At 40.1% G+C, this 2,887-nt stretch carries 1 protein-coding gene; it reads right to left on the bottom strand.

Translation table 11 applies throughout. From position 1 onward, the window contains the following. Positions 1 to 129 precede the first annotated feature (129 nt). Entirely contained in the window at positions 130 to 2,112 is a 1,983-nt protein-coding gene (ltrA, locus tag ACZDYH_RS30210) for a group II intron reverse transcriptase/maturase (RefSeq protein WP_474888019.1), read from the bottom strand. Positions 2,113 to 2,887: the final 775 nt, after the last annotated feature.

The raw sequence follows: 2,887 nt of genomic DNA, 5'->3' as shown, positions 1-2,887 counted from the left end.
TATTGTCGATAGGTAAGTCTTTGAGATTATCTCCAACTTTTCCCCCGATTCGCACCGTACGTGCCACTTTCGCGGCATACGGCGGTCCACCTATAATGTAGTTTTCTTTTCATCAAATAATGATAAGCTCTAAGCGAACAACGCTAGTTGTTCTTGGTTTCTTCCCACTTCAAATTGTGATTCGATACAGATTGCCTCGTTTTTGACTAACTTTCGCAGTTTATTGAGTTTTTTTAACTGTTCCTCATTGAGTTTTAGTTCATTGAGTAATTGGTTTATCGTTTCCTCTTTAGTAGCGTGTATTAGTCTATGGATGTTTGGTTTGATGATGATAAGGTTTTTGTAGCTGTCATCCTGTGTTTCAATCCATAATCGCTTATGGTGACAATGGATGTCCCAGGGTAAAAGCTTCTCCCCAGTTACTCCACATTTACCTTTTTGAGCAGCATAAAGAGAAATTCGATTGTCATTATATTCAATGGTTGCCCGTTTGTTTATGACTGGATTTTCTCTTAGCCATTTTAGTTCCGCTTCAGTTATGTCCGCCAAGTTTTTATGTATCAAGGCTCGCCCTTCTTCGGTGTACTTGTTGATGGCATCCTTTTTCATCACCGCATTTTTGGTTTTCACAAAAGAGATTGGGATGATGGGCTGTTTCAAGAGATATTTTATCAACGTAGACCCTAGATAAGGAATAATTCCCCTATCCTTCCCTTTGTATTCTCCTATGCTGGTGTATCCATTTGTGTTTCTTTTGCCTCTATTTGTTGCTTTAGGGAATCGATTATACATCATACGGCTTAGTTCTAGACCCATTTTACCGAAATCTTTGCTGACATGCGTGGCTATTTTATAATAGTTGTGCTTGCCAATAACTATGCTGTTGTATATATTGATTCTCCTTATTGCTTCGATAGAGTCTCGGACTTTCTGTATTTTCTTCACTTGATTTGCTAAGTCTTGTTTCGTCTTTTTTAGTGCCTTTGGAGATACGTGTGTTACTGCAATATATCGTGTGTCCCCGCTCTTCTTTTTACCTTTTTTTACAGCTTTAAGAGTGAATCCTAGGAAGTCACTTTCTTGCTTTTTAAGATTGGTTACTTTTGATTTCTCGGGTGAGATGGGTAACTTTAGACGTTCTTCTAGCCACATTTGAGTTGCTTTGAAGATTTTCTCGGCGTTGCTTCTTGTGTTTGTGAAGATTTTGAAGTCGTCCGCGTATCTTACGATATACATTGGTTTCATCTTGGAAAATCGGGATAGCATAGCTGTTACGTTAGAGTTATCCCAGATTCCTTTTGAGTATCTTGGTTGTGCCCTTTTGGCTTTGAATGTTTCCCATTGTTTGCTGATCCACCAATCAAATTCGTTCAGATTGACGTTTGCAAGTAAAGGACTAAGTATACCGCCTTGCGGTGTTCCTTTCGTTGGAAACATGGTTGTACCATCGGGCATTTGCACTGGTGCTTTCAGTATCTTTCGGATAATGACTAGTAGTTGCTTATCTCGAATACCCAGTGTCCATAATTGGTGCATGAGTTTCGTATGATTTACTTCGTCAAAGAATCCTTGGATATCTACATCCACCACATAGGTAAGGTTTTGTTGATTTACACGTTTTGCTGCGTCGGCTATGGCGTTTTCGGCACTCCTGTTTGGGCGAAAGCCGTAACTTCGTTTGCTGAATTGTGCTTCGCAGATAGGTTCCAAAACTTGTAGAATACATTGTTGGATAATTCTATCCCAAATACTCGGTATTCCTAGGGGTCTTGTTTTCCCATTAAGTTTCGGTATCTCTTTGCGCCTTACTTTTTGAGGTTGGTAGTTTTGAAAGCGTCTTTTTACTTCGTTCAAGAAATAGCTTTGTTCCATTCTCTCAATATCCTTGATGTTTACATTATCGCAGGCTGATGTTAAACTTCCTTTGTTTGCCTTGATGTTACGATAAGCAAGAAGTATATTTCCGTCTGACGTTATGGTAGACATTAGGTTTTTGAAAGAACTTCTCTTTGTTGCTTTTTGGTATAAGTCGTCTAGGACAGGTTGGATACCGTAGTATTCGTTATGTCTTAGTTTCTTATCATTTGGTGTGGTCTTAGACTTGTCATTCATGGTCTATCACCTACTCTCAATTGATTTGGTGACCTTTTGAGTCTTACCAGAATCCATGCAAGATTAGATGAAATTTCAGTTCCTACAAAATAGGCTTGTGGCTGTTCCTCCAATTCCATTACAGAATCTTCAATGGTCGTGCCACTACTCTCACCACTATTAAGAATACTTCCCTCAGTCGCCTGTTTCGTATTCAGCTATATCCGTCGATAGAATCATAGATTCAACGCTAGTGGTTTTCGACGTTCCATTCAGACTATCATTGTTTTAAAGGTCGTTAGACCTCCGATTTAGGTGCTTGTTATACCCCGTGTCTAGCTCCGTTGCCAGTAACAACGTTAGGACTGTGGACTATGGAATATCTCTGGTCCGTTAGACAAGTCTTATTTTCAGACTCCGAGTCATTTCTGACCCGTAGATTTATCGAGGCGTACATTCACAAGTTCGTCAGTGTTTACACATTCTCACCATGTCGGTTGACAGCATACAGTACTTTATCAATTCCATTTGGTCTATTATTCCGAATGGCTTTCGGTTGCCCCATCGGGTACTACGGATAATGACTGCATGTTTTACCCTGCTTTCAACATCACGCTATACCTAGCGTATGCAGTCGGGAATCTTACTGGGGTAGTTGCAGGACGTTACTCCGTCATTCCTACCTCTCGTCTGAACAGTTATTCTGTTCTTGGTTGTTGTAATTGTTACTACAATAAAGAACAGTCCTCGTTGTCGCTTATGCTTGCGCATTACTTACACGAGAACGTCTCGCACT

Source organism: Bacillus sp. EB V-12, assembly GCF_056158125.1.
Note: the sequence above shows the minus strand (reverse complement) of the source record. Positions and strands in the feature narration are given on the sequence as shown.